Origin of the sequence: Stenotrophomonas sp. TWI819, assembly GCF_039673075.1 — a bacterium.
Taxonomy (GTDB): Bacteria; Pseudomonadota; Gammaproteobacteria; order Xanthomonadales; family Xanthomonadaceae; genus Stenotrophomonas; species Stenotrophomonas rhizophila_B.
This window is the reverse complement of record NZ_JBDJKY010000011.1, coordinates 93314-115834: the sequence shown is the minus strand read 5'-3', so window position 1 is coordinate 115834 and position 22521 is coordinate 93314. Positions and strand designations below refer to the sequence as shown.

General features: G+C 68.0%; 22 protein-coding genes. 4 read left to right on the top strand and 18 right to left on the bottom strand.

Annotated elements, in window-relative coordinates; all coding sequences use genetic code 11:
• Positions 1 to 2: 2 nt before the first annotated feature.
• The 15 genes from ABE463_RS15060 to ABE463_RS14990 are packed head-to-tail and all read right to left on the bottom strand — an operon-like array spanning position 3 to position 13949.
• On the bottom strand, positions 3 to 1190 hold the full coding sequence (locus tag ABE463_RS15060; protein ID WP_259261972.1) for a beta-ketoacyl-ACP synthase: 1188 nt from the start codon (positions 1188 to 1190) through the stop codon (positions 3 to 5).
• Positions 1187 to 1738 carry a DUF3261 domain-containing protein gene (locus tag ABE463_RS15055; RefSeq protein WP_259261971.1) on the bottom strand — a complete coding sequence of 184 codons (552 nt, stop codon included), beginning with the start codon at positions 1736 to 1738 and terminating at the stop codon, positions 1187 to 1189. Before ABE463_RS15055 ends, ABE463_RS15060 begins: the two co-directional genes overlap by 4 nt.
• The gene (locus ABE463_RS15050) at positions 1726 to 2967 is read right to left on the bottom strand and encodes an NAD(P)/FAD-dependent oxidoreductase (RefSeq protein WP_123729838.1); all 1242 of its coding nucleotides are present in this window, start codon (positions 2965 to 2967) and stop codon (positions 1726 to 1728) included. Before ABE463_RS15050 ends, ABE463_RS15055 begins: the two co-directional genes overlap by 13 nt.
• Before the next feature lie 42 nt (positions 2968 to 3009).
• The gene (locus ABE463_RS15045) at positions 3010 to 5355 is read right to left on the bottom strand and encodes an MMPL family transporter (RefSeq protein WP_346468707.1); all 2346 of its coding nucleotides are present in this window, start codon (positions 5353 to 5355) and stop codon (positions 3010 to 3012) included.
• A complete protein-coding gene (locus ABE463_RS15040) occupies positions 5348 to 5968 on the bottom strand; it encodes an outer membrane lipoprotein carrier protein LolA (protein WP_346468706.1) in 621 nt (206 codons plus the stop codon). Before ABE463_RS15040 ends, ABE463_RS15045 begins: the two co-directional genes overlap by 8 nt.
• On the bottom strand, positions 5965 to 6387 hold the full coding sequence (locus tag ABE463_RS15035) for a thioesterase family protein (RefSeq protein ID WP_282262260.1): 423 nt from the start codon (positions 6385 to 6387) through the stop codon (positions 5965 to 5967). Before ABE463_RS15035 ends, ABE463_RS15040 begins: the two co-directional genes overlap by 4 nt.
• On the bottom strand, positions 6374 to 7930 hold the full coding sequence (locus ABE463_RS15030; protein WP_123729834.1) for an aromatic amino acid ammonia-lyase: 1557 nt from the start codon (positions 7928 to 7930) through the stop codon (positions 6374 to 6376). Before ABE463_RS15030 ends, ABE463_RS15035 begins: the two co-directional genes overlap by 14 nt.
• Positions 7920 to 8867: an acyltransferase gene (locus tag ABE463_RS15025; protein WP_346468705.1), complete on the bottom strand. Its 948-nt coding sequence runs from the start codon at positions 8865 to 8867 to the stop codon at positions 7920 to 7922. Before ABE463_RS15025 ends, ABE463_RS15030 begins: the two co-directional genes overlap by 11 nt.
• Positions 8864 to 9649 (bottom strand): glycosyltransferase family 2 protein, encoded by a 786-nt coding sequence (locus ABE463_RS15020; RefSeq protein ID WP_346468704.1) that lies wholly within the window; start codon positions 9647 to 9649, stop codon positions 8864 to 8866. The genes ABE463_RS15025 and ABE463_RS15020 overlap by 4 nt, the downstream gene beginning before the upstream one ends.
• Positions 9642 to 11327, bottom strand: a complete 1686-nt coding sequence (locus ABE463_RS15015) for an AMP-binding protein (protein WP_346468703.1) — start codon at positions 11325 to 11327, stop codon at positions 9642 to 9644. Before ABE463_RS15015 ends, ABE463_RS15020 begins: the two co-directional genes overlap by 8 nt.
• Entirely contained in the window at positions 11320 to 11871 is a 552-nt protein-coding gene (locus ABE463_RS15010) for a hypothetical protein (protein ID WP_088433443.1), read from the bottom strand. Before ABE463_RS15010 ends, ABE463_RS15015 begins: the two co-directional genes overlap by 8 nt.
• Positions 11872 to 11893: 22 nt before the next feature.
• Entirely contained in the window at positions 11894 to 12151 is a 258-nt protein-coding gene (locus ABE463_RS15005; RefSeq protein WP_019185496.1) for an acyl carrier protein, read from the bottom strand.
• Between the two features lie 20 nt (positions 12152 to 12171).
• On the bottom strand, positions 12172 to 12432 hold the full coding sequence (locus ABE463_RS15000; protein WP_019185497.1) for a phosphopantetheine-binding protein: 261 nt from the start codon (positions 12430 to 12432) through the stop codon (positions 12172 to 12174).
• Positions 12419 to 13222, bottom strand: coding sequence for a lysophospholipid acyltransferase family protein (locus ABE463_RS14995; protein WP_259261963.1), 804 nt, complete (start codon positions 13220 to 13222; stop codon positions 12419 to 12421). Before ABE463_RS14995 ends, ABE463_RS15000 begins: the two co-directional genes overlap by 14 nt.
• The gene (locus tag ABE463_RS14990; RefSeq protein ID WP_346468702.1) at positions 13215 to 13949 is read right to left on the bottom strand and encodes a beta-ketoacyl synthase chain length factor; all 735 of its coding nucleotides are present in this window, start codon (positions 13947 to 13949) and stop codon (positions 13215 to 13217) included. Before ABE463_RS14990 ends, ABE463_RS14995 begins: the two co-directional genes overlap by 8 nt.
• Before the next feature lie 180 nt (positions 13950 to 14129).
• On the opposite strand from ABE463_RS14990, the gene ABE463_RS14985 reads away from it, so the two are divergent.
• Positions 14130 to 15152 carry a pteridine-dependent deoxygenase gene (locus ABE463_RS14985; protein WP_346468701.1) on the top strand — a complete coding sequence of 341 codons (1023 nt, stop codon included), beginning with the start codon at positions 14130 to 14132 and terminating at the stop codon, positions 15150 to 15152.
• Between the two features lie 428 nt (positions 15153 to 15580).
• On the opposite strand, the gene cydB is transcribed toward ABE463_RS14985, so the two are convergent.
• The 3 genes from cydB to ABE463_RS14970 form a co-directional block, all read right to left on the bottom strand.
• Positions 15581 to 16594 (bottom strand): cytochrome d ubiquinol oxidase subunit II, encoded by a 1014-nt coding sequence (gene cydB, locus ABE463_RS14980; protein ID WP_179459714.1) that lies wholly within the window; start codon positions 16592 to 16594, stop codon positions 15581 to 15583.
• A 1-nt stretch (position 16595) separates the two neighbouring features.
• Positions 16596 to 17993, bottom strand: a complete 1398-nt coding sequence (locus tag ABE463_RS14975; RefSeq protein ID WP_346468700.1) for a cytochrome ubiquinol oxidase subunit I — start codon at positions 17991 to 17993, stop codon at positions 16596 to 16598.
• Between the two features lie 132 nt (positions 17994 to 18125).
• A complete protein-coding gene (locus ABE463_RS14970; RefSeq protein WP_346468699.1) occupies positions 18126 to 18749 on the bottom strand; it encodes a hypothetical protein in 624 nt (207 codons plus the stop codon).
• Positions 18750 to 19044: 295 nt separating this feature from the next.
• On the opposite strand from ABE463_RS14970, the gene ABE463_RS14965 reads away from it, so the two are divergent.
• The 3 genes from ABE463_RS14965 to ABE463_RS14955 are packed head-to-tail and all read left to right on the top strand — an operon-like array spanning position 19045 to position 22489.
• Positions 19045 to 21411 (top strand): S9 family peptidase, encoded by a 2367-nt coding sequence (locus ABE463_RS14965; RefSeq protein ID WP_346468698.1) that lies wholly within the window; start codon positions 19045 to 19047, stop codon positions 21409 to 21411.
• A 7-nt stretch (positions 21412 to 21418) separates the two neighbouring features.
• Positions 21419 to 21859, top strand: coding sequence for an NUDIX domain-containing protein (locus ABE463_RS14960; protein WP_346468697.1), 441 nt, complete (start codon positions 21419 to 21421; stop codon positions 21857 to 21859).
• A gap of 30 nt (positions 21860 to 21889) precedes the next feature.
• Positions 21890 to 22489 carry a hypothetical protein gene (locus tag ABE463_RS14955; protein WP_259261955.1) on the top strand — a complete coding sequence of 200 codons (600 nt, stop codon included), beginning with the start codon at positions 21890 to 21892 and terminating at the stop codon, positions 22487 to 22489.
• Positions 22490 to 22521 lie beyond the last annotated feature (32 nt).

Here is a 22521-nt window from a genome sequence, read left to right as displayed (position 1 = left end):
GCTCATCCCTTGGCCAGTGCCAGCACGGCATTGCTGCCGCCGAAGGCGAACGAGTGGCTGAGCACGTGCCGCAGCGGCTGCACGGCGCGCGTCCCCGGTGCCACCAGCGCCAGTGCCGGCAAGGCGTCATCGGCCTGCCCGTCCCACCAGTGGGTGGGCAACTGCTGGTCGGGGTTGTCGGCCAGTGTCATCCAGCACAGCGCCGCTTCGATCGCGCCGGACGCACCCAGCGTGTGCCCGGTCAGCGGCTTGGTCGAGCTGGCCGGCACCTGCGTGCCGAGCACGGCGGCGACCGCCTGGCTTTCCATCGCATCGTTGTGGCCGGTGGCGGTGCCGTGCAGGTTCACGTAGTCGATCTGCGCGGCCGTCAGGCCGGCCCGGTCCAGCGCCTGCTGCATCGCATCGATCGCCCCGCGTGCCTGCGGATCCGGCGCGGACATGTGGTGCGCATCGGAGGATTCCCCCCAGCCGGAGAGCCGCACCGGGCCCGGCTCACGGGTCATCAGGAACAGCGCCGCGCCCTCGCCGATGTTGATGCCGTTGCGGTTGACGGAGAACGGATTGCAACGCGCCGCCGAGACCGACTCCAATGCGCTGAAACCCGCCACGGTGAACCGGCACATCGAATCGGCGCCACCGGCCACCACGGCATCGACCGCGCCGGCCTGCAGCAGGCGCGCGGCCGACATCAGCGCCTTGGCACTGGACGAACAGGCGGTGGAGATCGTCCACGCCGGGCCCGTGCTGCCGATCCGCTCGCGCACGAAGCGCGCGGCGGTGCCCATTTCCTGCTGGGCGTAATGGAAATCGACCGGCCACACACCATCGCGGTGATGCGTACGCAGTGCGTTCTCCGATTCGCCGATGCCCGAAGTGCTGGTGCCGATGATCACCGCCACACGCGCGGCACCAAAGCGCGCCACGGCAGCAGCCACGCCCTCGCGGATCTGCTCCAGCGCCGCGTCCAGCAGGCCGTTGTTGCGGCCACGCAGGGCCACCGGCAAGGCGGACAGGTCCGACAGCGGTGCATGCACTTCGCCCAGCGCCAGCGTGCGCCCGGGGAGGATCGCAGCGTTGTCGCGCAGGCCGCCGGGCTGCGCCGCGAACAGGCCGTCGCGCACCTGGGCGCGGTCGGCACCCAGCGCGCAGATCACGCCCAGCTCGTTCAGATAGACCGCGCTGCTGCTCACTCTTGGCCCTGCCCCATGTCCATCGATTCGATCACCAGTTCATAGCCCTCGGCCAGGTTGCGCAGGCGCACACGGCCATCGGGCAGCGTGTCGCGCACCAGCCAAGGCGTGCCGTCCTGTGCCAGGCTGCGCACGCCATCGGTCTCCTGCAGGGTCCAGCCGGCGGGCAGCGCGGCGCGGATCGCCGCCGCCGGCCACAACGCGAACTGCAGGTCGTCCAGCACGCGTTCGCCGCGCACCTGCGGTGGCAGCCATGGCGCACGGGTCTGCTCCAGGTGCTGCCCGTCCCAGACCATGCGCACGCCGGTCTGGCCCATCGCCTGTACAGCCAGCCGCACCTGCTCGGCGTCCACTTCCAGCAGCGCATCCAGCTCGCGCTGGTGGCTGCCGAAGCGGAACTGCAGGCGCTGCTGCAGCTGCACCGGTTGCGGCAATGCCGACGGTGCCAGCTGCAGCGTGGGCAGCTGCACCAGCGGTGTGGGCATGCGGGTACTGGCACACGCGGCCAGCAGCAGGCTCAGCAACAGGGTCAGGATCAGGCGCTGCACAGTTCCTCCAGCACGCGCAGGCGCCGCCCCGTGGCATCGGCGACGTACGGGTTCTGCGTATCCCAGGCGTAGCCGGCCAGGATCGAGGAGATCATGCGGCGCACCTCCGGCTGCGGATCGGGATGGTAGATGATCTTCTGGAAGCCACCGGCGTACCAGGCTTCGACAAAACGACGGAAGGTCTTCACCCCCGCACGCAGCGGCACCGAGAACGCCTGCTCCCAATCCACTGTCTCACCGGCATGCTCGCGCGCCAGGCACTCGCTGGCCAGCTGCGCCGACTTGAAGGCAATCGTCACGCCCGACGAAAAGACCGGGTCCAGGAACTCGCCGGCATTGCCCAGCAGCGCATAGCCCTCGCCCCACAATGAGGAGACGTTGGCCGAATACCCGGTGATGGTGCGCACCGGCAGCACCGCCCATTCGGCGTTCCTGAGCAGGCGGGTCAGGTTCGGGTCTTCGCCGACGATGGCCTGCAGCTTCTCCAGATCGGTACCGGCGTAGCGCTCGAAGAAGCTCGGCTCGGCGACCACGCCCAGCGAGCAGCAGCCATTGGAGAACGGAATCGTCCAGTACCACACGTCCACGTGCTCGGGATGGGTGGTGATCAGGATCTTGTTGCGGTCAAACCCCGCGCCGGCCGGAATGTGGTCGCGCACGTGGCAGAAGATCGCGCCGCGCACCGGGAAGTTCGACGGCGACTCCAGCTTCAGCAGACGCGGCAGCAGCCGGGCGAAACCGCTGGCGTCGAGGATGAAACCGGCCTCGATGGTGTACTCGCTGCCATCCGGGCGGCGCACCTGCACCTGTGCCGGGCGGCCGGGCTGCACCGAGAGCACTTCATCGCCGAAGCGCAGCGTGGCGCCCATGCGCTCGGCACCGCGCGCCAGCACATCATCGAAGTCGGCGCGCTGCACCTGGTAGGTGGTGCCCCAGCCCGGCGAGAACTTGTCGCGGAAATCGAACTCGGTGGTCGCTTCGCCGCGCACGAACGCGGCACCGTTCTTGTACTGGAACCCGGCCTGCACCACGTCCTGCAGCAGCCCGGCGGCCTCGATGTACTCCATGCTCTGCGGCAGCAGGCTCTCGCCGATCGAGAAGCGCGGGAACTGCTGGCGCTCCAGGATCAGCACCTGGCGGCCCTGCTGGCGCAGCATCGCAGCGGCCACGGAACCGGCCGGACCGGCGCCGATGACCAGGATTTCAGTACGTTCCACGTGCGGGTTCATCGGTACATCCTTGATCAGATCAGGTGAGGAAAACGCGGTCGCTCAGTGCGGGGCGTCGTGCGGCGGGGGGCGGAACAGCGGCGAAATCAGCCAGACCAGGCCGATGCCGAACAGCAGGGTCAAGCCGAACGCGCGCAACGCCGGCGTGGCCGACAGCCCGAGCAGCCCGAATGACAACCAGGTACTGGCCGCGCCAACGCACACGGCCAACCAGGCACTGGCATCGCCGCGGTGCTCGATCAGGAAGATGCCGTAGTCGATGCCCATGCCAAGCAGCAGCATGAGCGCGAGCACGTTGAACAGCTGCAGCGGTTGCCCGAACAGCCCCAGCAGGGCCAGCGTCAGCGCACCGGCAACCAGGGTCGGGGCGAGCACGCGCCAGGCCTGCCCGCGGTAGCGCCAGTACAGCACCGCGAACACCAGCGCGATACCGATCAGCAGCAGCCCGCTCATCAGCTTGCGGTAGTGCTTGAGCAGCTGCGAGAAATCGGCGGTACGGTCGACCCAGCGCACGCCATCGATGCCCTTGGCCTGTGCTTCCAGCAGGGCCAGTGCATCGGCGCGGGAAAGGTCATCGACCATCACCACCGACGCCACGCCCTGCCCGACCGTGCCCAGCCACAGGTGGCGGAACGGCATCGCCGCCGGCGATGCGAGGAAGGCTTCGGCCTGCAGATCCTGCGCGGCATAGGCGGGGCGCAGCAGCGGCTCACCCACGGCCTCACCGACCTGGGCCAGCACCTGCGGCTCGACCTTGGCCGTCAGCGCGGCATCGGCCTGCTGGCGCTTCTGCGAAGGCAGCCAATCGCTGATCGCGCGGTAGCCACCGATCTGCTTGTCTGCTTCCAGCACGCGCAGGCGGTCGATCAGCGCTTCTTCGCGCTCGAGCACCTGCTCGGCGGTGTCACCCTGCACCAGATAGAACTGCGCCGGGCTGGGCATGCCCAGCATCTGGCTGATGCGGATCTGCTGGGCGATCAGCTCCGGTGGCGACGACTGCAGGCTGCGCAGGTCGTCATTGGTCTGCAGGCGCGCGATGCCGATCGCCGACAGCAGCGTCACCACGCCCAGGAACATCGCCGCCTTGCGACCATGCAGGCGCGGCCAGCGCTCCAGCGTGGCGCCGAGCCAGCGCGCGAAGCCGGTGCGACGGATTTCGCCGCCATCCAGCCACGGGAACCAGAAGATCACGGTCAGGAATGCGGCGGCCAGGCCCACCACCGAGAACAGCGCCATCTGGCGCAGCCCCGGGAACGGGGCCAGGCCCAGCGCGAGATACGCCAGCGCGCTGGTCAGCAACGCCAGCCACAGGCTCGGCAGCAGATGCCGCAGCAGCTTCCAGCGACGGTCGGCCGGCTCGGCCTGGCGCGAGGCGAACCAGTGGATGCCGTAGTCCTCGGCAACACCGACCAGTGACGCACCAAACACCAGCGTGAGCACGTGCACCTTGCCGAACACCAGCACCGTCACCGCCAGCGCGACACCGCAGCCGATCAGCAGCGAAGCGGCGACCAGCAGGATCGGGCGGAGTGAGCGGAATGCCAGCCACACCAGCAGCAGCACCGCGGCCAGCGAGCCCCAACCAATCGTGTTGATTTCCCAGTTGGCCTGCACCGCAGCGGCCTCGGCATGCAGCGGCACACCGGCACGCAGCACCTCCAGTCCCGGCGCCTGCCTGGCGGCCGCCTCGGCGGCGGTGTCCAGCAGCAGATCGATATGGCGCTCGCCATCGAGCTGGAACGCCGAGCCGACCGTGTCGTACTGCACGATCGACCAGTGTTTGCCATCGGCCTCCAGCAGGCCGTCGTCGCCCATCTGCAGGCCCGAGCCCAGCGCGCGTTCCTGCCACCACTGCGGCCACAGCGACAGCGGATCCTGGCGCCACTCGGTCAGCCGCGGTGCGCCCATCGGGCCGTACAGCGCCGCCAGCGCGGACTCGGCCAGGCCCTGAGTGGGTTCGTTCTGCAGCCGCTCGCGCTGTGCGCTGGTCAGCAGGCGGTCGCGATACGGTGCGTAGAACGCGCGGGCCTGATCGAACCAGCCCTCGATCGAGCCGCTCTCCTGGAGCAGGGCCTTGCCGTCGGCGCTGTCGCGCAGGGTGGCGCGGAAGGCCGCCTCGGCTGCCTTGGTCTGCGCCGCATCGGTGCTGCCAAGCAGCACCACGATCTGGCGCGCATTGGCATCGGCGATGCGCCGCGTCACATCGGACAACAGGCGGTCATGCGCGTCCTGCGGCAGCAGCGCGAGAATGTCGGTATCGATCCGCGATTCGCTCTTCCACAGCTGCCACTGCTGCACGCCCAGGCCCACCAGCACCAGCAGCCAGGCGATGGCCAGCCAGCGCCAGATGCGCTGCAGGCGGCCGTTCGAGGTCAGCACGTCATTCAAACCTGCGACCCTCGTCGGTGCTCAGCGTGGTCGGCGTATCGCTCATGCCGGCAAACTGGATGCGGGTGACATCCTGGTTGGCCTCGTTGATCTGGACCTCGCGCACGTAACGGTCGCCGCTCAGGGTGAGCTGCGCGAACACCTTGCCGAGCATCGCCGAGCGCGGGGTCAGCTGCATTTTCCAGGCGTTGCCGGGCAGCACCTCGACCTTGACCGTGAACTGCGCCGACAGCGCCTGCGCATCGCCACTCATCAGCGCGAACATGATCGCGTTGACCGAGCGCATCGCCGGTTGCTGACGGCCATCCAGTTCGACCCGGCTGCTGCCATCGCTTTGCCGGCTGAGGATGCGGTCCCGGGTGACCACCACCTCGGACGGGAACGGCTTGAGCGTGGTCCAGATCACGCCGTGATCCTGGGCCAGCACAAAGCGGCCCTGCGAGCGCAGCGGGTTCTTGAAGCCGGCGACCTGCTTCTCCTGGGTGAACTCGCCACGCAGCACGTCGACCTTGGCCACGCGTTGTTTGACGGCCTCCACATCGGTGGCGGCCAGCGCCGGGGCGACCATGGCCAGCATCACCAGCACGCACAGCGTGCGCAGGAAACGGTTCATTGCGGTTGCACTCCCAGACGCTCCCACAGCACCGGCGGGCACAGGTAGAGCATTTCATTGGTGGCCGCGTCGACCGCGACCTGGATGGTGTGGGCGCGGGTCAGCGTGGTACCGCTGTCCGCATCCAGGATGTCGTAGGCGATCTTCAGGCGGTTTTCCCACTCGGTGATCGTGGCGCGCACGCGCAGCGCCTGGCCGTACAGCAGCGGCCGGATGTACTTCACCCGCGCATCGACCACCGGCCACAGGTAGCCGGAATCACGCATCTGCGGATAGTCATAATCGTGGCGCTGCAGCAGTGCGCAGCGCGCGATCTCGAAATACTTGAAGTAATTGCCGTGCCAGACCACTTCCATGGCGTCGCAGTCATGGAAGGCCGGCGACAGCGTTACCTCGCAGCTCAGATCAGGCGTCGACATACAACTCCCAGCGCTGTGCGCGGATGTCATCCAGCAGGGCGCGCAGCTCGCCATCCAGCGCGCGGTCTTCCTCGATCAGGGCGATGCGCTCGGACAGGTCCTGGTACATCGCAGCCAGATCGCCGTGCAACGTCGCCTTCATGCCGACGCGCTCGCGCAGGGCGACACCCTGGCGGGCAGTGATCAGCAGCGCGGCGACGACCTGTTCGGTCAGTTCGATCACGCGCAGGCAATCGCGCGCGGCGATGGTGCCCATGCTGACCTTGTCCTGGTTGTGGCATTCGGTGGAGCGCGAGAACACCGAGGCCGGCATGGTCTGCTTGAGGGCTTCGGCGGTCCAGGCCGACACGCTGATCTGCAGCGCCTTCAGGCCATGGTTGATCGCTGCACGCTCACCGGTGGCCGCCGACAGATTGGCCGGCAGACCGTGGTTGAAGCGCGCGTCCACCACCAGCGCCATCTGCCGGTCGAGCAGATCGGCCAGGTTGGCGATGGTGTTCTTCAGCGCATCCATCGCAAAAGCGATGTGGCCGCCATAGAAGTGCCCGCCATGCAGGATGCGCTCGCCCTCGACGTCGATCAGCGGGTTGTCGTTGGCGCTGTTGAGTTCGGTTTCGATCAGCTGGCGGAAGAACGGCAACGCGTCCTGCACCACGCCGATCACGTGCGGCGCGCAGCGCAGCGAGTAGCGGTCCTGCAGGCGCTGTTCATTGCGCGGCGGGCGGTCGCTGTGCAGGTCCTGGCGCAGGCGCGCGGCGATCTGCATCTGCCCCGGGTGCGGCTTGGCGGCAAACAGCATCTCATCGAAATGGTGCGCATTGCCGTCGCTGGCCAGCACGTTGAACGCGGTCAGGCGCGTGGCCAGCTTGGTCAGGTAATCGGCGCGGTCATAGGCCAGGCAGGCCAGCGCCGTCATCACGGCGGTGCCGTTCATGATCGCCAGGCCTTCCTTGGGCCGCAGCCGCAGCGGGGTCATGCCGATCTCGGCCAGCACTTCGGCGGCCGGGCGGCGCGCCCCCTGGTACATCACCTCGCGCTCGCCACACAGCACCGCGGCCACGTAGGACAGCGGGGTCAGATCGCCACTGGCACCGACCGAACCCTCGGCCGGAATCAGCGGCAGCACGTCGTGACGCAGCAGCGTGGCCAGGCCCTGCAGCAGCGGATGACTGACGCCGGACATGCCACGCACCAGCGAGGCCAGGCGTGCAGCGATCACCGCGCGGGTCTCCTGCGGATCCAGGAAACGGCCCAGGCCACAGCCGTGGTAGGTGAACAGGTGATGCGGCAGCTCGGCCACCAGCGCCGGCGGGATGTTCACCGTGCACGAATCACCGTAGCCGGTGGTCACCCCGTAGATGACGCCATCTTCGCGCAGCAGGCGATCAAGGAAATCCGCGCCGCGCTGGATGTGCGCGGTGAATGCCGCATCGTCGGTGACGACGGCCTGTGCCTGCCGCTGCGAGAGCGCGACCACGTCTTCGATGGTCAGCGGCGCATCGCCGAAGCGGACGGAGGGTGCCTGATCGGCCTTACTTGCCATGAGATGCCTGATCCCAGAAGGGGAAGAAATTGAACCAGTCCAAGGGTGCCTGGGTGACCTGAACTTCCAGCCACCGGGCGAAATCTTCAGCCTGCGCAGTCAGCGCGGCGTCACGCGAACCGCGCGGCAGTACGATGCGGTCGGTGAAATGCTCAAAGCGCACGCGGTAGCCCGCGCCGTGGTGCAGGCAGGCCATGGTGTAGACCGGGCACGCCAGCGCCGCAGCCAGCACATAGGCGCCGATCGGGAACTGCGCGGTGTGGCCGAGGAACGAGGCCGGTACCGTGCGACCGCCGCGCAGCGGCACGCGATCGCCGACGATGGCCACGAAGCCACCCGCCTCGACCCGGCGCTGCAGCTCGACCGCGGTGGCCGGCCCCATATCCGTCACCTGCAGCAGCTCCACCGAGGCCAGCGGATCGAGCCGCTGCATCAGCCGGTTGAAACGCTGCGCGTGCGCGGTGTGCACCAGCACGGTGATGTGGAAGCCGGGTACCTGCTCGGCCAGCACCTGGCACAACTCCAGGCACCCGATGTGCGCGGTGAGGATCAGGCCGCCTTCACGGCGCGCGATCTTGTCCAGCACCAGGTCGCGCTGCAGATAGATGCGCTCGGGCGGATAGCGGCCGCCCAGGCCCAGCAGCTTGTCGAGCATGGTGTCGGCAAACAGCGCGAAGTGCTTCAGGCTCTGCCAGCGGCCCGGCGGTGCGGAAAACACGCCGGTGTGCGCCTGCAGACGCTGCAGATACTGCAGCGAGGATTGGCGCGCGACCCGGTTGGTCAGCCAATGGCACAGCACCACCGGGTAGACGCACAGGCGGAACGGCCAGCGCCCGAACCAGCGGTGCACCCAGCACAGGAACAGCACGCCGGCGGCCGAGGTCGACTCGCCGATGTCGGCCCAGTGCGGCGCGCTCTCAGGTGCAGGCGTGGTCATGCGCGAGGACCTGCGATGCGCTGCCACAGCAGCCGCGGTGCGCGCCACAGCATCCCGAAGAACAGGCGCGCGTGCATGCGGCTGATGCGCACGTTGTCGCGCCACACATCGAAGTGCGAGACGCCATCACTGGGATAGGTGACGGCGGTCGGCACATTGATCACGTTGACGCCGCGCCAGAACAACCGCACCAGGATTTCACTGTCGAAATCCATGCGCCGGCCGATGGTTTCCTCGCCGACCAGGCGCGTCACCGGTGCCAGCGGATACAGGCGGAAGCCGCACATCGAGTCGCGGATCTGCAGCGACAGCGTGTTGATCCAGACCCAGATATGCGTGGCATAGCGGCCGTACAGGCGCGCCTTGGGCACACTGGCATCGTAGGCGGGCGTGCCGCAGATCACCGCGTCCGGCTGCGCCTGCGACAGCGCGACAAAGCGCGGGATATCGCCGGTGTCGTGCTGGCCATCGGCATCGATCTGCAGCACATGGCTGTAGTCCAGACGCGCGGCCTCGGCGAACCCGGCCAGCATCGCGCCGCCCTTGCCCTGGTTGACCGCCAGCCGCAGCAGCGTCACCTGCGGTGCGCGCGCGCGCGCCAGGGCATCGAGCACCTGCGCGCAGTCCAGATGCGAACCATCGTCCACCAGCAGGCACGGCAGGCCACTGGCGAGCACGCCCTGCACCACCGCGCCGATCGCATGCGCGTGGTCGTAGACCGGGATCACCACCAACGGGGTGAAGGCCGGCCTGCTCATGCCACTGCCCGTGTCATCACGCATCGCCGAACACCACCCGGCCGCTGGCATGCACGCCATGGTCGGAGACATAGCGGAAGCTCATTGCCGATTTGGCCGCATCCCAGCCCAGGCTCAGCTGCAGGCAGTCGCCGGGCCGCGCCACATGCTGGAACTTCACCGCATCCATCCGTACGAACCGCGGCGGCATCGTGAAGGCGCTGCGGCCGTAGTGGATCGCCCAGTCCAGCTGAACCACACCGGGCAGGATCTTCGCCTGCGGGAAATGCCCGTCGAACGCCACCAGGTCAGCGTCCAGAACAAACTGCAGCGACGCGGTGGTGTCATCGCGCTGTTGCCACTCGGCCGTCGGCATCAACGGGCGGAACAGCGCCGCCAGTGCCGCGGCAGTGACCTTGCCCTGTGCGTTGACGGGCAGTTCGTCGATGAAGCGCCAGCGGCGCGGCCGGGTCACGGCGTCATGGCTGCGGGCCAGGTGCGCGCTGAGCTGCTGCGCCTGGCGGCGGCGCTCGGCGTCATCCCACTGTGCGGCGCCCGTCGCCTGCGGCACCACCACGGCGGCCAGCTGTTCGCGCGCGCCCGGCAACACCAGTACGCGCACCTCCTGTACGGCCGGGTGCGCGCGCAGCTGCTGCTCCAGGGCATCCAGCGAGACGCGGCGCTCTTCGATCTTGACGATGCGGTCGGCCCTGCCGAGCAGGCGGAAGCTGTGGCCGTCGTCGGCGACGGCACGGTCCTGGGTCAGCCACCAGTCCTCGCTCGCCAGGTGCGGCGAGCGGACCGCCAGGCAGCCCTCGTCGATCCGCCAGGCGACGCCGGGCAACGGATGCCACTGCGGCCGCGCTGCACTCCAGCGCCGCCACGCCACGCCACCGGTCTCGCTGCTGCCGAAGACTTCGGTCGGGGCCACGCCCATCACGGCGCGCACCTGCAGCGCCGCGTCGGTCGGCAACGGACCGCCAGAGGAGAACACCGCGCGCAGCTGGCCGTCCAGCGAGGACCAGTCCAGCTGCTCGGGCAGACGTTTGAGATGGGCCGGGGTGGCCACCAGCACTGACGGCTGGCCGCCCAGCGCGCTGAGCAGGTCTTCGTGGAAGAACCGGCGCGGCTGGATCGCGCGCCCGGCCACCAGCGGCCACAGCACCCGGAACAGCAGCCCGTAGATGTGCTGGTGGGAGACCGTGCCCTGCACCTGCGCACCGTCGAGCTGCTCGCCGAAGGCGGCCTGCAGCGCATCCACCTCACGGGTCAGCTGGCGCATGCGTTTGACGATGGCGCTCGGCGCGCCGGTGCTGCCGGAGGTGAACACCACCAGCTCCAGCACCGCTTCGTCCAACGGCTGCAGCACCTGCTCCGGATCGGCTGCCGCATCGGGCTGCAGCGGCGCATACCGGGCCGGCACGTCGCCGGCGAACCCGGCCACGCGCGGGCTCAGCGCTTCCAGCGTGGCCGGCAGGTTGTCGCCGCCCAGGAACACCCGCTTGCCCGCATGCCAGGCACCCAGCAGGGCGGCGGCGAAGGTGAGCGTGTCATCGAAATACAGGGCCCAGTCGGTGCCGGGGGCACGCGCGAACGCCTGCTGCCAGCCCAGCACCTGCGCGCGGAACTGCGGGTGCTCCACCACGGTGTCGCCGGCGATGCCCACGATGCGGCCCGGGTGCGGGGCCAGCGCCAGCCGGTCCAGTGCGATCCACTCAGCCATGGGCATGCGCCGCCTTGACCCGTCGCCGGACCAGCCATTCCCCGCCAAACAGAGCACCCATCATCACGTACGCCAACAATCCGTTGTAGAACGCCCAGACCTGGTTGGACGCCCACAGCGCCGTGGCCAGGGCCAGACTTCCGTTGAGAACAAAGAATCCGCACCAGATCCACGTGACGCGGCGGGTATAGATCACGGCAAACGGCGGCAGGTCCGGCTCGCTCAGCCGCGCCAGGCGCTCCACGGCACTCGGCCCGAAGCGCAGGCTGGTGGCGAAGATGACCAGCATCACCGCGTTCACCAGCGCGGGGTACAGCTTCAGCGGCAGCGCCTCGTTGAAGGCCGTGGCCACCAGGGCGAGTACACCGGTGCCGAGTGCGGCCACCCACCACACCGCCTGGCGGGTGGTCAGCGCGCGCAGCGCGGCCAGGGTGAACAGCAGCAGCGACAACCAGCGCGGCTCGAACCGGCCCAGCGACAGGTAGACCACCAGCGGGTATGCCAGCGACAGCAACGCAAACGCCGCGACGCGTACCCGGACCATGGTCAGTCTTCAGCGATGGCCGTCAGGCGGCCGCTTGACCGGGCAACAGCCCGTGCACCACATCCACGATGTCCTGCACGGTGCGCACCTGTTTGAACGCTTCCGGCTGCAGATTGCGGCCGAGCAGCGGCTTGAGCTGCACGATCAGGTCGACCGCGTCGATGCTGTCGATGTCCAGGTCGTCATACAGCCGCGCGGCGGGCGTGATACGGCTCGGCTCGATCTCAAAGCTGTCCTTGAGGATCTTGACGATGCGCTCGAAAAGTTCGTTCTTGGTCATGGGTAAATCCTGACGCGCCGTTAGGACGGCTGGCGTGCGGCGACAAACTCGCTCAGGGCACGCACGCTGGAGAAATGGCGACGGGTCTCTTCCGAATCGGCTGACAGGCTGACACCGTACTTTTTCTGCAGGGCCAATCCAAGTTCCAGCGCGTCGATCGAATCCAGGCCCAGCCCTTCAACGAACAGGGGCGCGGCAGAATCGATGTCTTCGGGAGTGATGTCTTCCAGTGAAAGCGATGAAATGATCAATTCCTTGATCTCGTGCTCAAGTGCTTGCACGGGTCGGGTCTCCAGCGAAGTCGAAGTAATGGGCAAGATGATCGGTCACACGCCGGGCGGCCAAGGCATCCCCCCTGGGCGCATCGCCGGTCTCGTTCAGAAACGGGGCAATCGGGAGATCCTCCCCGACTTCCAGCTGAACGTGAAATCGCCGTGATGGCACACGATACCATTTCTGGCCCTTGGTCAGGGTCAGCGGGGTGCAGGTGATCCGCACCGGCGTGATGTCCAGCCGGCCCCGCACCGCGATGTTGGCGGCCCCGCGCTGCAGGCGCAGCGGCTGGCCCGGCACGGTGCGGGTACCCTCCGGGAAAATCACCAGGTTGCCGCCGGCCTGGACCGCGGCGATGCAGTCATCCACCAGCCCCGCCCCGTCGTCGTTGGAGACATAGCCGGCCGCGCGGACCGGGCCGCGCATGAACGGGTTGCGCGCCACGGCCTGCTTGACCACGCAATCGGCATTGGGCAACTGGGCGATCAGCAGCACCACGTCGATCAGGGTCGGGTGGTTGGCCAGGATGAGCAGGCCGTTGCGCTGCAGGCGCTCGCCCCCGCGGATCTCATAGGTCATCAGCCCGAGCCGGCGCATCAGGCCGACGTGGGTGGCGAAGCTGCCTTGGACCAGGCGCCGCGCCAACACGCGCCGGCGCACCGGATCGCGGATCAGCAGCAACGACAGGAACAACAGGCCGCCCAGCACCAGCCCCCCGATCCCGAAGGCGGCAAAGCTCAGCCCCGTGCCCAGCACCCGCCAGGCATGGTTGATCCGGGCCGGCCAGCGCTCAGCCATGGCGTTGCCAGGTCCAGCGTTGGCCATCGGCGTCCAGCGCCAGCGAGGGCGCGCCGGCCAGCAGGAAGCGCAGGGCTTCCAGGCCATGCGGCAGCCCTTCGGACGGGCGGTCTTCGCCACCGGCGCCCCAGCCCAGCGACAGCCGGGTGCCCGGACCGTCGGCCGGCCCCAGCCGCCAGCACCACGCGAAGAAGGGGTCGGGCTCGTCAGCGAAACCCGCGTAGACCGGCGGCAAGGCCGATTCATAGACCACCAGACGCACCTCGGGCGCGCCATCGGCCAGCAGCCCGAAGGCCTCGATGCAGGCGGTCTCGACCGTGGCCCGGCCGGCGGCAAGCGCCAGATAATTGCCGCGATGCCCGCGGGCGATCGAATACAGCGCGGCAATCGCGTTGTGCACCGACAGGCCGAAGGCCGTGGGCGACATCGGCTGGTCCGCGCTCAGGGTATTGAGCAGCTCCATCGAGCGGGCCACGTCGCCATGTCGCGAGGCGAACACCAGTGGCACCTGGCCACCGTCGTCGGGCTGCTCACACCAGCAGGCGGTCTGGATCGCCATGCGCCCCAGCCGCTCGATCCGGCGGCGCTGCATGGCTGGCACTTCGGACAGTGCCGGGGTGTCCTCACCGGTCGGCAGCCAAGGGGCGATCGCCCACGCCTGCCACTGCTCCCGGGTGGTGATGCCCGGCGCCCAGGCCGACCAATCCAATACTGAAAACTCGATCATTCACGCCAACATGATGGATGGGTACCAGGACGGGCACGCGCCATGAGGCAACGCGGAGCGGCTCCCCCATGCCAGCCGGCCCGCGCCTGTCGTCGACAGCGTCCGGCACCGGACGCGGTGCCGAGAAAGGTGCGCACGCTATCATGACACTCTCGGCACTGGCAGCATTCACATTCTGAAATGAGCAACACGATCAACACCGCAACGGCCCCGGCAGTCGCTTCCCCGTCCTCCGGACCCGCGTCGTTCCGTGTTGCGTATGCCCCGGCCGCGGACCGCGAGACCGCCCTGGCCGACCCGTGCACGCTGGCCGTCTTCGGCTTTGGTCTGCGCCACGCGGCGCTGGAGGACCCGCGCTGGCTGCACGTACCGTTGGCCGAACACGGCCCGGCGCAGATCGAGGTCTGGCGCGGTGGCACCCCGGTCGAGCACGGGATTACCGAGGGCGTGCGCTGGTCGCACACCGACAGCGTGCTGTTCGGGGTGCTGGAGATCGACGAGATCGACAGCGACATCGAGTCGGCCGCGACCGAGGCCTACGCGCGGATGAGCGGGTTCCTCTCGCGCTGCGGTTATCCGCACCTGCTGCGGACCTGGAACTATCTCGACGCGGTGACCGAAGGCGATGGCGATGATGAACGCTATCGACGTTTCTGCGTGGGCCGCGTGCGGGGCCTGCGGGAGCTGGATGAGGCCGCGTTGCCGGCGGCAACCTGCATTGGTCGTTTTGACGGTGTGCGCCGGCTGCAGGTGTATTGGCTGGCCGCGCGCGAGCCGGGCCTGCCGCTGGAGAATCCGCGCCAGGTGAGCGCGTTCCGTTATCCACGCCAGTACGGGCCGCAGTCGCCGAGTTTTTCGCGGGCGCTGCTGCCGCCGTTGGCGACGGGTCTGCCGTTGCTGCAGTCGGGGACGGCGGCGATCGTGGGGCATGTGTCGCAGCACACGGGGGCGGTGGATGAGCAGTTGCGGGAGACGCTGAGGAATCTGCAGAGTCTGGTGGATGCGGCGCGCGGTCAGCGGCCGTCGCTGTCACCGGTGCTGGGGGCGACGTCGGTGCTGAAGGTGTATGTGCGGCGCGCGGAGGATATGGCGGCGGTAGCGGCGCAGATGGCGGCACTGCCGACGGCACCGCCGTTCGTGGTGTTGCATGCGGAGGTGTGTCGTGCGGAGTTGCTGGTGGAGATCGAGGGGCTGCACGGCTGAGTTTTCGCCGGAAGCCAACAGCGTTGGTTTGCTGGGCGCGCCTGGCCTGGGTCGGTGTGCCATCCATGGCAACACATGGTCCCGCCACCCCACCCACACCGCCCCTTCGACAGTTGGCTGGTGCGCATGGGAAACATCAAAAACAGACGGCACCCGATCGGCGCCTTGCTGCTTCTTCTCGACGATTCAGGCGAGGTGACGCTCTGGTAGAGCGGACCCATGTCGGCTGCTCTTGACCCGTTTTTATGCGGTTGACTCTTCCCACCGACGACGCAGACCTTTCAGGGCGAGGGCGGTCAGACCCTGCAGGGACCGTTGGAGCGGCATGGATGCCGCTCACGAGCCCCCAGGGATGGGTTTACGGCGCGTCCCGGCAGGGTCTGACCGCCCTCGCACACACGGAACCGGGAATAGCCACCGTGCTTTCCTCAGTGATACCCCACATCCGCCCGCACCTTGCCGCGGAACACCCGGTACGACCATGCCGTATAGCCCAGGATCACCGGCAGCAGGATCACCAGCCCGACCAGGCTGAAACTCAGCGACGAGGCCGGCGCGGCGGCCTGCCACAACGTCATGCTCGGCGGCAGCAGGTACGGCCACATGCCCAGCACCAGGCCGATGAAGCCAAGGACGAACAGCGCCAGCGTCAACAGGAACGGCGGCAGATCGCGCTTGGGGTGCATCGCGCTGCGCCACAGCGCGGTGGCGACCGCCAACGTCAGCAACGGCACCGGCGAGAGCCACCAGAAGTTGCCATCGCTGAACCAGCGCGCCATCAAGCGCGAATCCAGGAACGGCAACCACGCGCTCACCAGGCCCATGAACACGATCACCGCCACCACCAGCGGACGGGTCAAGGTGCGCGCGAAGGTCTGCTCGCGGCCTTCGGTCTTGAGGATCAGCCACGTGCTACCCAGCAGTGCGTAGCCGAACACCACCGCTGCACCGGTCAGCATCGAGAACGGGCTGAACCAGCTGAACGCGCCGCCCACATAGCGGCCATCCACCACCTGCAGGCCCTGCACCAGTGCGCCAAGGATCACGCCCTGCGCGAAGGCGGCCAGCAGCGAGCCCAGGCCGAACGCCACGCTCCACAGCCTGCGCGAGCGGTGCGCCTTGAAGCGGAACTCGAAGGCCACGCCGCGGAACACCAGCGCGACCACCAGCAACAGGACCGGCAGGTACAGCGCCGACAGCAGCGCGGCGTAGGCCTTCGGGAAGGCGGCCATCAGCCCGGCCCCGCCCAGCACCAGCCAGGTTTCGTTGCCGTCCCAGATGGGCGCGGCGGTATTCATCATGATGTCCAGCTGTTCTTCATCCTCGGCCATCGGCGCGAGGATCCCGATGCCGAGCACGAAGCCATCCAGCACCACGTACATCAACACCCCAAAGCCGATCACCGCGAACCATGCCACGGGCAGCCAGGTTGTCATCTCCATCTCAGCGCTCCTCCAGCGGTTCATCGGCACCGGACAGCGGCCGCGCCGGGGTGTGGCTGCCGGCATCCAGCGCCGGTGCCGGCTCATGCGGCTTGGGACCAGTGCGGATGATCTTCACCAGGTACCAGACGCCCCAACCGAACACGAAGGCATAGCCGACGATGTACACCCCCAGCGACAACGCCGTCATCCACGCACTCTGTGGGCCGACGGCATCGGCCGTGCGCAGCACGCCATAGACCACCCACGGTTGCCGGCCCATCTCGGTCACGAACCACCCGGAGATCAGCGCGATGAAGCCGCTGGGCAGCATCCAGTTCCAGCCGCGGATCAACCAGCGTGACTGCAGCAACTTGCCGCGCCACCACTGGAACGCCGAGACCCAGGCCAGCAGCAGCATCAGCGTGCCCAGCCCGACCATCACCCGGAACGCGAAGAACACCGGCACCACCGGCGGCCGCTCGCTGGCGGGCACCGAGGTGAGCGGATCGAAGGTGCCGTCCAGTGAATGGGTAAGGATCAGGCTGCCCAGGCGCGGGATCGCGATTTCGTAGTCGTTGCGCTCGGCCTTTTCATTGGGCACCGCGAACACCACCAGCGGCACGCCCTTGCCCTCGCCTTCGGAATGCCAGTGCGCTTCCATCGCCGCGATCTTCATCGGCTGATGCTTGAGGGTATTCAGGCCATGCATGTCGCCGACGAAGATCTGCACCGGCACCGTCAGCGCAGCAAAGCCCACCGCCGCCAGCAGCATCTTGCGGCCGGCTTCGCGGTGTACGTCCTTGCGCAGGTACCACGCGCCCACGCCACCGATCACGAAGCAGGTGGTGATGAACGAGCCCAGCGCCATGTGCGCCAGGCGGTACGGGAAGGACGGGTTGAAGACGATCTGCCACCAGCTGTCCGGGTGCACGATGCCATCGACCATCGTGTAACCGGCCGGCGTCTGCAGCCAGCTGTTGGACGACAGGATCCAGAACGTGGAGACCAGCGTGCCCAGCGCCACCATGCAGGTGGAGAAGAAATGCAGGCGCGGCGAGACCTTGCCCCAGCCGAACATCATCACGCCCAAGAAACTGGCTTCCAGGAAGAACGCGGTGAGCACTTCATAGGTCAGCAGCGGGCCGATCACCGTGCCGGCCACCTCACTCAGCCGTGGCCAGTTGGTCCCGAACTGGAAGGCCATGACGATCCCGCTGACCACGCCCATGCCGAAGGAGACCGCGAAGATCTTCTGCCAGAAGAAATACAGCTCGCGCCAGACCGGATTGCCGGTGCGCAGCCAGCGCGATTCGACAAAGGCCAGCCAGCTGGCGGTACCGATCGTGAAGGCCGGGAACAGCACGTGGAAACTGATGACGAACCCGAACTGGATCCGGGACAACAACAACGCGTCCAAGAGACGCCTCCGACTGGCTTCTGAAATCCGCACCAGTCTGGGCCTGTATCCGTGAAAGGCACATGCGACCCGGTGACGCGCTGCTTCACTTTGTCGCAGGCGGCGGCCCCCGGACCGCCGCGCACCGGCGGATCAGCGTGTGACCAGACTCTCGTGCACCCAGCCGTCGTGGGTCAGGATCAGGGTGGCCTTGGAGGTCACGCTGTCCTGCGCGTGCTTGTCCAGCTCGGGGTAGGCGCTGCGCAGCGCGTCAGAACGCGCCCAATCGGCGCTGCCCTTGACCGTATAGGTGTACTCGACGTGGGAGAGCTTGACCCCCATCAGCTCGCCCGGCTCGGTGAAGTTGGTCACGTCCTGCACCTTGTAAGCCCCGCTGCAGAAGGCGGAGCGCTGGACCAGGGTATTCGGCGCCTGGGCGACCAGGGCACTCTGGCCGGCCGCCGTCGCGCGGTATTCGGTGGCGCGGCGGGTACTGCTGCCGAAGGGCTGCTTCACCTCGGTCGGGTGTGACGACAGCAGGCCCGCCTGGACCAGAGCATCGGCGCGGGTCTTGTTCTGCGGGAACAGGTCCTGGTCGGGCAGGGTGAAGGGCACCTCGTTGGCCGGCAGCGGGACACAGAGCCCGCTCTGCCCATCCAGGTAGGCCTGGATGGCACGGGTGAAGTTGGCTTTGCTTGCCTCGCGGGGATTGCTGCACGCCCCCAGCGCCAACACGGCGCCGGCCAGCACGGTCACGCGGGTGATCGTCTTGAACATCGAATCGCTCCTTGAAATGGATGTCCCCCTTGAATCCCCGGGGGTCACGCCCACCGTAAAGAGCCGGTTCCGGGCTGTCGACGCGCCCAGCGGTTGCGACGTGCCAGGCAAGACAGGACAAGGCCTGCGCTCGGCCGGCGCGTGTCGGGATCACCCTCACCCCGCGCATGGACAGCGCCTCAAGGTCACCACGTTGTCGATACTGTCGATGGGGCCGCGCCATGACCTGTGGCCCCCTCCCCCGGCCCTTGTGGCTGCTACGCTTGCCGGGTTTTCCTCATTGGTGCCGCCCGCAATGCCCAGAACGCTGCCTTTGTCCCTGTTGCTGCTCGCCGCCCTCGGCGGTGCTGCCCATGCGGCGCCGACGCCGATCACCATCGAGCAGGCCATGGCCGACCCGGACTGGATCGGTCCGCCGGTCGAGAGCGCGTGGTGGTCCTGGAACAGCCAGCAGGTGGAGTACCAGCTCAAGCGCAACGGCAGCCCGGTGCGCGATACCTTCCGCCAGCCGATTGCCGGTGGCGTGGCCGCACAGGTTGGCGATGACCAGCGCGGCACCCTGGATGTGGACAGCCCGGTCTACGACAGCGCGCGCCAGCGCTCGGCCTTCGTGCGCAACGGCGATGTGTTCGTGCGCGACCTGCGCAGCGGCGCGCTGACCCAGCTGACCCGCAGCACCGAGAAGTCCAGCGCGGTCAATTTCGCCCGCGACGGCGGTGTGATCTGGCGCACCGGCCAGAACTGGTTCCATTGGACCGCCGCGGCCGGCGTGCAGCAGGTCGCCAGCCTGAAGGCCGAGAAGAATCCGGACGACGCGCCCAAGGCCGATACCCTGCGCGAGCAGCAGCTGCGCACCCTGGCCACGCTGCGCAACGACCGCGCCCAGCGCGACGCGCTCAAGGCCCAGGAAGCCAGCTGGCGCCGCGCCGATGGCACGCGCGCACCGGGCCCGGTGTATCTGGGCGCGGATGTGGAGATCGTCGACAGCGTGCTCTCGCCGGATGCGCGCACCCTGATCGTGGTCACCAAGCCGAAGAGCTTCGATGAGGGCCGTGGCGGCAAGATGCCCAAGTACGTGACCGAGTCGGGCTACGAAGAGTTCGAAGACACCCGCACCCGCGTGGGCCGCAACGATCCGGAGCCGAACGCGCTGTGGCTGGTCGATGCCGTTGCCGGCACGGTCAAGCCGCTGTCGTTGGACGGCCTGCCGGGCATCGGCACCGACCCGCTGGCCGCGCTGCGCAAGGCCGCTGGCAAGGACGCCCTCAAGGGCAACCGCCCGGTGGAAGTGCTTGGTGGCCCCGGCGCGCCCGGCATCCGCTGGAGCCCCGATGGTCAGCAGGCCGCGATCATGCTGCGCGCCAACGACAACAAGGATCGCTGGATCGCCAGCGTGACCCCGACCAGCGCCAAGCTGGAGACGCGTCATCGCTTGACCGACAGCGCCTGGATCAACTGGAGCTTCAACGATTTCGGCTGGTCCAACGACAACCGCACGCTGTGGCTGCTGTCCGAAGAATCCGGCTATTCGCACCTGTACACCCAGCAGGGCACGGCCAGGCCGCAGGCGCTGACCGGTGGCAAGTGGGAAACCTCGATGCCGGTGCCCAGCGCGGACGGCCGCGGCTTCTACTTCCTGTGCAACCAGCAGTCGCCGGGCGACTACGAAGTGTGCGCGGTCGACACCGCCAGCAAGCAGGTGCGTGAGCTGACCGCGCTCAACGGCGTGGAAGACTTCTCGCTCTCCCCGGATGGCCAGCAGCTGCTGGTGCGTTACTCCGGCGCCTACCTGCCGACCCAGCTGGCCGTGGTGCCCGCTGCCGGTGGCCAGGCCAAGGTGCTGACCGACACCCGCACCGCCGAGTTCAAGGCGCGCGAGTGGATCCAGCCCAAGCTGGTGCAGGTACCGTCCAAGCACGGCGCCGGCGTGGTCTGGGCCAAGTACTACGGCCCGGAGACCTTCGAGCCGGGCAAGCAGTACCCGATCGCCATGTTCGTGCACGGCGCCGGTTACCTGCAGAACGTGCACCAACAGTACCCGGCTTATTTCCGCGAGCAGATGTTCCACAACCTGCTGGTGCAGAAGGGCTACGTGGTGCTGGACATGGATTACCGCGGCAGCGCCGGCTACGGCCGCGACTGGCGCACGGCGATCTACCGCAACATGGGCCACCCGGAACTGGAAGACTACAAGGACGGCCTGGACTGGCTGGTCGCCACCAAGCAGGGCGACCGTGACCACGCCGGCATCTACGGCGGTTCCTACGGCGGCTTCATGACCTTCATGGCGCTGTTCCGCTCGCCGGGCACGTTCAAGGCCGGCGCCGCGCTGCGCCCGGTGGTTGATTGGCACCAGTACAACCACGGCTACACCGCCAACATCCTCAACACCCCGGACATCGATCCGGAGGCGTACCGCAAGTCCTCGCCGATCGAGTACGCCGAAGGCCTGCAGGATCACCTGCTGATCGCGCACGGGATGATGGATGACAACGTGTTCTTCCAGGACTCGGTCAACCTCACCCAGAAGCTGATCGAGCTGCACAAGGACAACTGGTCGATCGCGCCGTACCCGCTGGAACGCCACGGCTATGTGCGTGCCGATTCCTGGCTGGACCAGTACAAGCGCATCCTCAAGCTGTTCGAAGAAAACCTGAAGTAATCCAGCGATGACGTCGGTTTCTACTGACGGGCAGCACGCCGCGGCGACGATCGATATCGTCGCCGCGGTCGTTTTCGATCCCGACGGCCGCGTACTGGTGGTGCGCAAACACGGCTCGGACACCTTCATCCAGCCCGGCGGCAAGCCCGAGCCCGGTGAAGCACCGTTGGTTGCCCTGGCGCGTGAGCTGCAGGAAGAACTCGGGGTCGCCCTGGACCCTGCCAGTGCCGTGCCGCTGGGCCGGTTCGAGGCATGGGCGGTGCACGAAGCCGGGCACCGCGTACGGGCGCATGCCTATCTGGTGAGGGTCATCGGCATGCCCCGCGCACAGGCGGAAATCGCCGAACTTGCGTGGGTGCCGCTGCGCCCGCCGCATGGCCTGCGCTTGGCACCGTTGAGCGCAGACCATATCCTGCCCGCGGCCGCGAACGCGGTGGCTGCGACCTAGACGTCTCGGCCTGCCCAATCAGGACACCGGATGTCAGCCTCGCTTCCCCCGCAATTGCCCTCCTGCACGCCACGCCCCAGCGGGGATGGCGCGCCTGCCTTCCTCGCTCCGCTGCTCAAGTCCGTGCTGCTGGTCTGTGTGGCCTCGGCCGCGCTGTGGGCGGTGCTGGCACTGATTGCCATTCCTTTGTCAGCCTCGGAGACGCTGCAGGCGCTGTTGGCCGATGAGGATTTCCACTGGCTGCCCGGCTCGCTGCGCTGGCTGCTCACCCACCCGGTGCTGGCAAACGTACTGCTGTGCGTGTCCAGCCTGCTGGGCGTTGCCGCGTGCTGGGGCATGCTGCGGCGCTGGCGCTGGGCGTGGGGATCGTTCGTGGCGCTGCTCGCGATCACCGCCGTGCTCAATGGGGTGGTGGTCTGGGGCGTCGACGATGCCTTCCGCCACCTGCTGGCGCAGCTTCCGGCGGAGACCTATTCGCTGGAGATACTGCAGCTGCGCAGAGACCTGCGGGTGCTGCGCGTGATCTGGACGGGCTTGACCGGGCTGACCGCTGCCGCGTTCGCCGTGCTGCATGGCTGGCTGATCGTGCGCCTGTGCGCGGCCGATGTACGTGCGCTGTTCCGCCGCTGACATGTTTCCCGCAGCGCCACGGTGCGCTGCAC

What these genes read in the sequence shown, in the direction of transcription:
- cydB (WP_179459714.1), bottom strand. Translation starts at nt 16,594, where the DNA reads ATGGAGATGACAACCTGGCTGCCCGTGGCATGGTTCGCGGTGATCGGC.
- ABE463_RS14995 (WP_259261963.1), bottom strand. Translation starts at nt 13,222, where the DNA reads ATGGCTGAGCGCTGGCCGGCCCGGATCAACCATGCCTGGCGGGTGCTG.
- ABE463_RS15040 (WP_346468706.1), bottom strand. Translation starts at nt 5,968, where the DNA reads ATGAACCGTTTCCTGCGCACGCTGTGCGTGCTGGTGATGCTGGCCATG.
- ABE463_RS15025 (WP_346468705.1), bottom strand. Translation starts at nt 8,867, where the DNA reads ATGACCACGCCTGCACCTGAGAGCGCGCCGCACTGGGCCGACATCGGC.
- ABE463_RS15005 (WP_019185496.1), bottom strand. Translation starts at nt 12,151, where the DNA reads ATGACCAAGAACGAACTTTTCGAGCGCATCGTCAAGATCCTCAAGGAC.
- ABE463_RS14990 (WP_346468702.1), bottom strand. Translation starts at nt 13,949, where the DNA reads ATGATCGAGTTTTCAGTATTGGATTGGTCGGCCTGGGCGCCGGGCATC.
- ABE463_RS15010 (WP_088433443.1), bottom strand. Translation starts at nt 11,871, where the DNA reads ATGGTCCGGGTACGCGTCGCGGCGTTTGCGTTGCTGTCGCTGGCATAC.
- ABE463_RS14985 (WP_346468701.1), top strand. Translation starts at nt 14,130, where the DNA reads ATGAGCAACACGATCAACACCGCAACGGCCCCGGCAGTCGCTTCCCCG.
- ABE463_RS15015 (WP_346468703.1), bottom strand. Translation starts at nt 11,327, where the DNA reads ATGGCTGAGTGGATCGCACTGGACCGGCTGGCGCTGGCCCCGCACCCG.
- ABE463_RS15035 (WP_282262260.1), bottom strand. Translation starts at nt 6,387, where the DNA reads ATGTCGACGCCTGATCTGAGCTGCGAGGTAACGCTGTCGCCGGCCTTC.
- ABE463_RS15050 (WP_123729838.1), bottom strand. Translation starts at nt 2,967, where the DNA reads ATGAACCCGCACGTGGAACGTACTGAAATCCTGGTCATCGGCGCCGGT.
- ABE463_RS14965 (WP_346468698.1), top strand. Translation starts at nt 19,045, where the DNA reads ATGCCCAGAACGCTGCCTTTGTCCCTGTTGCTGCTCGCCGCCCTCGGC.
- ABE463_RS15030 (WP_123729834.1), bottom strand. Translation starts at nt 7,930, where the DNA reads ATGGCAAGTAAGGCCGATCAGGCACCCTCCGTCCGCTTCGGCGATGCG.
- ABE463_RS15020 (WP_346468704.1), bottom strand. Translation starts at nt 9,649, where the DNA reads ATGCGTGATGACACGGGCAGTGGCATGAGCAGGCCGGCCTTCACCCCG.
- ABE463_RS14955 (WP_259261955.1), top strand. Translation starts at nt 21,890, where the DNA reads ATGTCAGCCTCGCTTCCCCCGCAATTGCCCTCCTGCACGCCACGCCCC.
- ABE463_RS14960 (WP_346468697.1), top strand. Translation starts at nt 21,419, where the DNA reads ATGACGTCGGTTTCTACTGACGGGCAGCACGCCGCGGCGACGATCGAT.
- ABE463_RS14970 (WP_346468699.1), bottom strand. Translation starts at nt 18,749, where the DNA reads ATGTTCAAGACGATCACCCGCGTGACCGTGCTGGCCGGCGCCGTGTTG.